Below are 7,116 nucleotides of genomic sequence, written 5' to 3'. Positions count from 1 at the left end.
GTTGCCACCAGAACCGTTGCCACCAGAACCACTGCCACCAGAACCACTGCCACCAGAACCGTTGCCGTCAGAACCATTGCCGCCAGAACCACTGCCACCAGAGCCGTTGCCGTCAGAACCACTATCGTCCTGAGAGCCATTGTTTCCTGGAGGTTTATTATTATCTTTTGAATTACCTTCTGCTAAATTATCGTTATTTTGTACAATAGCGTTTGTTATTGGATTGAAGTTTTCAGTTGCAGCATTACCAATATTTAAGCCACTAAAAAAGGATAAAGAAAGTGTTGATGCTAAAATGAATATTTTTGTCATTGTTTTCCTCCTGAAGAAAAAATTATTGTTCCATCTAAAATACACCCCTTTGTAATATTTCATAGGAAAAAGAGTTTTATGCAAAAAAAACTATATATAGAAAAAGGTGGTGTATTTCTAAAAGGAGAAAAGAGTTAATGTAAATTCCTTGCAAACAGTAGAGTGATGGAGAATTTACACTCATAACAGTAGAGGAAGTGGCAACGGATGAAAGAATATATTGCATTTGATATTGGTGGTACGCAAATTAAATATGGAATTGTTTCAGAAATAGGTGTAGTACTAATACATAAAAAGGCCCCGACAGAAATTCACTTGGGCGGGGAACAAATTGTTCAAAAGCTTATATATTTATCAAAAAAGTTAATGACTGAATATACTATTTCCGGAATTGGTATTAGTACAGCGGGAATTGTTGATATTGATAAAGGAGTTATAACGGGAGGTGTGGATCATATTCCGCGTTATGCTAATATTTCTATTGTTGAGAGATTACAAGAAGTATTAAAAGTTCCTGTATCTATTGAAAATGATGTTAATTGTGCAGCCTTAGGAGAGAAATGGAAAGGTACAGGAAGGGGAGAAAGCGATTTTATTATGCTTACGCTTGGAACTGGCATTGGTGGAGCAATTGTTATAAATGGAGAGTTATACCGTGGACATTTGTTTGGCGCTGGGGAATGGGGGAACATGTTAATAGAAGGGAAAACTTTTGAGGAGGTTGCCTCAATTTCGGGATTAATTCATCTTGTACGAAGATATAAAGGTAAAAAGGAGTGGGATGGTAAAATAATTTTCGAATTATATGATAAGGGTGATAGCGGTGTTACTCAAGCCGTGAAGATTTTCTTTAAACATTTGGCGATTGGTATTAGCAATCTTGCTTATATTTTTAATCCGAAAATGATTATTATTGGTGGGGGAATTACTGAAAGAGGCGATGATTTCTTAAATGAAGTGAAGGAAGAGATAGGAACATACTTAAATCAAGAGATTTATAGTAATTGTGAGATTAAACTTGCGCAAAGCGGTAATTGTGCAGGAATGATTGGCTCTATTTACCACTTATTACATCAGTATAAATAAATATAGTATCTGTTTTCATATAATTGAGAATTTATCCTTTTTCTCATTAGATAAATAATGCTACAATATAAGAGAAGAATACAATGTTTTCCGAGTTGGAAAATGCTTTGTAGAAAGGAAGAAACTTCATGCCTATTATTTTAGAAAAAGGACAAAAGATTGATTTAACGAAAGGACAACCTAGAGTAGCGAAAATGCAGGTTGGCTTAGGCTGGGATCCAATTGGGCAATCAGGTGGATTTCTGTCTTCATTATTTGGAAGTAAACCAAATGTAGATTGTGATGCATCAGTTGTTATGTTAGAAGGGGATCGTTTTTTAAACAAAAATGATTTAGTTTACTTCGGCAACAAACTTTCTACTTGTGGTAGTATCATTCATTCAGGAGATAATTTAACAGGTGAAGGCGCTGGTGACGACGAAACAATTTTCGTAGAATTACATAAAGTTCCGAGCCGTATTAATCGTCTAGTATTCGTTGTAAATATTTATGACTGTGTAAATCGTCGTCAAGATTTTGGGATGATTCGCAATGCATATATTCGTATTCAAAACCCACAAACAGGTGAAGAATTAGCGCGTTATAACTTGTCAGATAATTATGCTGGCAAAATGACTTTAATTGCAGGTGAAATGTACCGACATGGAAACGAATGGAAGTTTTCAGCAGTGGGAGAAGGAACACAAGATAAAAACTTAAGTGAGATTGTATCACGTTACCAATAAAATAAACCAAGGAGGAATAGTATAATATGGCATCTATTTCATTGAAAAAAGGACAAAAGGTAGACTTAACAAAAACAAATCCAGGTCTTTCGAAAGTTCTTGTAGGACTTGGTTGGGATACGAATCGTTATGATGGACAAAACGATTTCGATTTAGATGTTAGTATCTTCTTAGTAGGTGCTAACGGTAAAGTTTCAGGAGCAGAGGATTTCGTCTTCTATAATAATCCAAAAGGTGCGAATGGTGCTGTAGAGCATTTAGGAGATAACCGTACAGGCGAAGGTGAAGGCGACGATGAAACAATTAAAATAGACTTAAAAAATGTTCCTGCTAACATTGAGCGTATTTGTTTCACAATTACAATTTATGATGGAGAAGGCCGCAGCCAAAACTTCGGACAAGTTTCTAATTCTTTCGTACGTATTATGGATGAAGAAAAGAATGCAGAATTAATTCGTTACGATTTAGGAGAAGATTTCTCTATTGAAACAGCTGTAGTAGTAAGCGAATTATACCGTCACGCAGGTGAATGGAAATTCAATGCAATCGGAAGTGGATTCCAAGGTGGATTAGGTTCTCTATGTAATAACTTTGGTTTAGATGTAGAGTAATAGATTTATATATCCATCAGTGAAACGCGTATTTACTGATGGATATATTTTTAAAAATTAAAATATAGAGGTGAATATATATGGTTATTCAATTGCAAAAAGGACAGAAAATAGATTTAGCTAAAACAAGCCCAGGTTTATCAAGAGCAGTAATTGGTCTTGGATGGGATATTAAATCTTATGATGGTGGATCTGATTTCGATTTAGATGCATCTGCCTTTTTATTAGATGCGAACGGGAAATGTACGAAGGAAACTGATTTTATTTTCTATAATAATTTACAGTCTCCTTGTGAATCAGTTTTACATACAGGAGATAACCGTACAGGTGCAGGTGACGGTGATGATGAGCAACTTGTTGTCGATTTGAAAAAGGTTCCAGCAGATGTTCATAAAATTGCTATTACAGTTACAATTTATGATGGTGAAGGCCGTAATCAAAACTTTGGACAGGTTGCAAATGCATTCGTTCGTTTAGCAAATGAAGAAACAAACGAAGAAGTTCTTCGTTTTGATTTAGGGGAAGATTTCTCCATTGAAACAGCAGTTGTCTTTTGTGAATTATATCGTCATAATGGACAGTGGAAGTTTAGTGCAGTAGGAAGCGGATTCCAAGGTGGATTAGGTGCGCTTGTAAAAGCGTATGGCTTGGATGCATAAGAAGGGAAACGACATTCGTTTCCTTTTTTTGACCTTTCTATAAATCTAGCAAAGAATAGGGGATAAAGGTAAGATGAGTATTTTGCAAGGAATCCTTGATACGTATGCTCAGTTTTTCGACTTGGACATGTGGATTAAAGTGTTACAAGATCCAGTATCTTGGGGGTTAATAGGTACACTTGTTGTACTTGAAGGCTTATTATCTGCCGATAATGCACTCGTATTAGCAGTAATGGTAAAACATCTTCCAGAAGAAAAACGAAAAAAAGCATTATTCTATGGACTGATTGGAGCTTATGTATTCCGTTTTATTGCAATTGGAATCGGAATGTTCTTAATTAAATTGGCCTGGGTAAAAGTGTTAGGTGCGCTTTACTTAGCTTGGCTATCAATTAAATATTTCATTGATAAAAGAAAAGGCAATTCAGAAGAAGCGGAAGCCCATGGTATGAACCAAAACAGTATTCTCTTCAGAATGTTCGGTGTTTTCTGGGGGACGGTTGCGATGGTTGAATTAATGGATATCGCATTCTCTGTAGATAGTGTACTTGCTGCATTTGGTGTATCGAATGAAGTTTGGATTTTACTATTAGGTGGAATGCTCGGTATTTTAATGATGCGTGGTATCGCTGGCGTATTCTTAAAATTGTTAGAGCGTATTCCAGAACTTGAAACGACAGCATATATTTTAATTTTAATTATTGCAGCAAAAATGCTACTGTCTGTCATTCATATTGAAGTAAGTCATACGCTGTTCTTTATTATTTTAGTTATAGCGTTTGGAGCAACGTTTATACTTCACTACATGAAGAATTCTGGACAAGCTAAAGAAGAAGTTGCAGCTACTAAAAGTGAACATAAATAATTGAAATGGGTTTGCTCGTTATGCGAGCGCCCATTTTTTATAACTAAAAATAGTTTATAATAGAAGAGAAACTTTAGAAAAAACGTAAATGTTTTTGGAGGTGAACTGTTGTGTTTTCACGTTTTACACTTCAACCATGTGCATTAAAAGAAGAATCAGATTTAAAGCAATTTGAAGCGCTTTTAGAAAAACGTCCACAATATGAACTGACAGAGAATGAGATGAAATTTAGTTACATAGCAAGTCGCATTCTTGGTGTACCTAATGATGTAGATGAATATTTCAACGGGCTATTTGATTATAGTGAAGCAAAAGGGATCGAGGTTTTGCATGAACAAAATTTAAATAAGGTGATTGATCCCGAAAAACTGCGCCATATTCAAGAAGTTTTTGCATTACATCAAGAAGCGCCGAATGGACTTACCGTCAATAGGCTTGTAGCACATTTGTCTGGAAAACAACTATTACCACAAGTAGACAATCCTGATTTACAGCATTATATACATACGACGTTTATTTCTGTATTGAAATTGTATGAGAAACAACATAATCAATCTTTAAAAACAGAAGGATTCCGGCGTTTCTTAATCGATATGATTAAATTAAGTGAAAATTACGTAGCAAAGTGGTTTTCTACAATTAATTATAAGAAGCAAATGCCACGTATCGTTTGGTACGGTGATGCGACGGAGAGTCGTATATATTTCTTATACTTTCTTATTATGCTCGGCTGTGATGTGCTTTATTATCACCCAGAAGGAAATGATGGATTTGAGAGTGTAGATGAGGAAGGAAAGACCTTTGTCGTATCTCATTCAGGACGTATTTCATTGGAACCATTTCCTGATCGGCGTCGTGAACGCGTCGCAACAGTAGCTTATCAAGCTTCAAAAGAAATCGAGCAAGTACTTCACCATGATAATTCATTATTATACAAACCGTGGCAATTCCGTTCGTATACACCTGTAGCCCGTACGCTCAAAACGACGTACGATGAACTCTTTTTAATTACGAAAGAAAAGGCATTTGTACGTCCAACATTCTTTGTTGAAAATAAGCATATTTATATTCCTTCTTTATTTGCAAAAATATCAGGCGTTTCAAAGAATGATAAAGAATATTTTCAGCGATTAAAGGCTATTACATCATTTGATAACAGTTTATTAATTAATACATTCCCGTTTACGAAAGAACAAAAAGCGAATTTCCAATATCATTATCGAGATGCATTGGACCGCGGGGGAAAGTTACATCCGGATTTAATTATGAACAGCCATTGGTGGCCGCATAAGCGTTTACCAGAAGGATTACAACATGGTATTGCAGAAGCAATGATCCATACGTGTGAAAGTGAAATGTGTAAACCAATTGCGAAAGAGACGAAACAAGATGTAGCGCTGTATGTTTTCGCACAACTCTCTCAAATACCACCGAACATTTTAGAGCAGCTTGAGAAATTTGATTATTCGCAAGAAGTACCGAAAATTGTTATATTTAATAATGAGAAGAGCGGAGAATTAAGTCGTTCTGATGCTGTGTTATTACTATTTTTAAATCAAATTGGAGTAGATGTATTCCACTTTAATCCAACGGGGAGAAACGATATTGAACCGTATATTCAATCAGGAGCATTTGATTCACATTGGCTTGAAGAAGTTAATTTCGATCTTGAATTTCATGGTTCATCAGCCTATAAAAATTTATCACAAACAATAAAAGGACTATTTCGTCCATTTTTATAAGGAAAGGGAGAATACCATATGAATAACCCAGTCGTACTAGATTCGAAAACAGAATTGAATGAGCAAACCGCACAAGATGTTCGCTTGCAACTTAGACAAGATGCAGAAGTGCAACGTATTTATAACGCAGTAGACATTAAAGATCAATTAGAATTAATTGAACTCGGAAAAGAACCTTCTATGGAAATTTCACGTTTCGCTGATCAAATTTTACATACAATGTCTTTATCGAAAGTAGAAGACTCTGGTGAATTATTAAAGCAGCTCGGTAAAATTATGGACAGATTTGATAGTAAAGACTTTGCGGAAGAGAAAAGTGGTTTCTTCTCACGTATGTTCAAAAAAGCAGATAAAATGATTGAACAAATCTTTAGTAAGTATCAGACGATGGGTCGCGAGATGGATAAAGTATACGTAGAAATTACGAAGTATCAAGATGAAATGAAAAAATCAATTGGTACGTTAGATGGTTTATATGAGCAAAACTTAAAGTATTATTTAGACTTAGAAAAATACGTAGTAGCAGGGGAAATGTTATTAGAGCGTTTAAATACAGAGTTAGTTCCGATGTACGAAGAGCGCATACGTAATAATGATCAGTTAGCGGGTATTGAATTAGAATCGCTTAAAAACTCTGTTGAAATTTTAGAACAGCGTATTGATGATTTAGAAAAAGCACGTATGGTTGCTCTATTAACAGCACCACAAATTCGTATGATTCAACGCGGTAACAATAAATTAATCGGTAAAATCAATACAGCATTTATTACAACGATTCCTATCTTTAAAAATGGTATCATTCAAGCGGTAAATGCGAAACGTCAAAAGCTTGTTGCGGATTCTATGGCTGAACTTGATCGCCGTACAAATGAATTACTTAAGAAAAATGCACAAAATATCGCAACTCAAAGTGTGGAAGTAGCGAGATTATCAGGTTCTTCTAGTATTAAGATGGAAACACTTGAGGAAACTTGGAACATTATTTCAAGAGGTATGCAAGAAACACAACAAATTGAAGAGCAAAATAAACGTGAGCGTGAAGAAAGCCGCAAGCGCATGGCTACATTAACAGAGAACATCAAAAAAGAATTACAAGGATAAATAAAAGGCAATGAG

Annotated in this window: 7 protein-coding genes and 1 pseudogene; 7 read left to right on the top strand and 1 reads right to left on the bottom strand. The window is 35.3% G+C overall.

What is annotated here, in order from left to right:
* Nucleotides 1-312: pseudogene (locus tag MR155_RS24695) on the bottom strand (cell wall anchor protein); the annotation flags it as partial.
* 207 nt (nt 313-519) lie between these two features.
* On the opposite strand from MR155_RS24695, the gene MR155_RS24690 reads away from it, so the two are divergent.
* The 7 genes from MR155_RS24690 (at nt 520) to MR155_RS24660 (ending at nt 7,101) form a co-directional block, all read left to right on the top strand.
* Complete coding sequence (locus MR155_RS24690) at nt 520-1,398, top strand: ROK family protein (RefSeq protein WP_113937981.1); 879 nt, start codon at nt 520-522, stop codon at nt 1,396-1,398.
* A 128-nt stretch (nt 1,399-1,526) separates the two neighbouring features.
* Complete coding sequence (locus MR155_RS24685) at nt 1,527-2,123, top strand: TerD family protein (protein ID WP_113937980.1); 597 nt, start codon at nt 1,527-1,529, stop codon at nt 2,121-2,123.
* Nucleotides 2,124-2,149: 26 nt separating this feature from the next.
* Nucleotides 2,150-2,734, top strand: a complete 585-nt coding sequence (locus MR155_RS24680) for a TerD family protein (RefSeq protein ID WP_002010225.1) — start codon at nt 2,150-2,152, stop codon at nt 2,732-2,734.
* 80 nt (nt 2,735-2,814) lie between these two features.
* A complete protein-coding gene (locus MR155_RS24675) occupies nt 2,815-3,393 on the top strand; it encodes a TerD family protein (RefSeq protein WP_002091197.1) in 579 nt (192 codons plus the stop codon).
* Between the two features lie 73 nt (nt 3,394-3,466).
* On the top strand, nt 3,467-4,258 hold the full coding sequence (locus MR155_RS24670; protein ID WP_113937979.1) for a TerC family protein: 792 nt from the start codon (nt 3,467-3,469) through the stop codon (nt 4,256-4,258).
* Nucleotides 4,259-4,368: 110 nt separating this feature from the next.
* Nucleotides 4,369-6,000 (top strand): YceG family protein, encoded by a 1,632-nt coding sequence (locus MR155_RS24665; RefSeq protein WP_242311328.1) that lies wholly within the window; start codon nt 4,369-4,371, stop codon nt 5,998-6,000.
* An 18-nt stretch (nt 6,001-6,018) separates the two neighbouring features.
* Entirely contained in the window at nt 6,019-7,101 is a 1,083-nt protein-coding gene (locus tag MR155_RS24660) for a toxic anion resistance protein (protein WP_002029585.1), read from the top strand.
* The last annotated feature ends 15 nt before the right edge of the window (nt 7,102-7,116 follow it).

The organism is Bacillus cereus group sp. BfR-BA-01331 (assembly GCF_022663915.1).
GTDB classification, from domain to species: Bacteria; Bacillota; Bacilli; order Bacillales; family Bacillaceae_G; genus Bacillus_A; species Bacillus_A mycoides.
Note: the sequence above shows the minus strand (reverse complement) of the source record. Positions and strands in the feature narration are given on the sequence as shown.

Excerpts from the sequence above, each read along its gene's own strand:
- MR155_RS24690 (WP_113937981.1), top strand. The coding sequence starts at position 520 with ATGAAAGAATATATTGCATTTGATATTGGTGGTACGCAAATTAAATAT.
- MR155_RS24685 (WP_113937980.1), top strand. The coding sequence starts at position 1,527 with ATGCCTATTATTTTAGAAAAAGGACAAAAGATTGATTTAACGAAAGGA.
- MR155_RS24680 (WP_002010225.1), top strand. The coding sequence starts at position 2,150 with ATGGCATCTATTTCATTGAAAAAAGGACAAAAGGTAGACTTAACAAAA.
- MR155_RS24675 (WP_002091197.1), top strand. The coding sequence starts at position 2,815 with ATGGTTATTCAATTGCAAAAAGGACAGAAAATAGATTTAGCTAAAACA.
- MR155_RS24670 (WP_113937979.1), top strand. The coding sequence starts at position 3,467 with ATGAGTATTTTGCAAGGAATCCTTGATACGTATGCTCAGTTTTTCGAC.
- MR155_RS24660 (WP_002029585.1), top strand. The coding sequence starts at position 6,019 with ATGAATAACCCAGTCGTACTAGATTCGAAAACAGAATTGAATGAGCAA.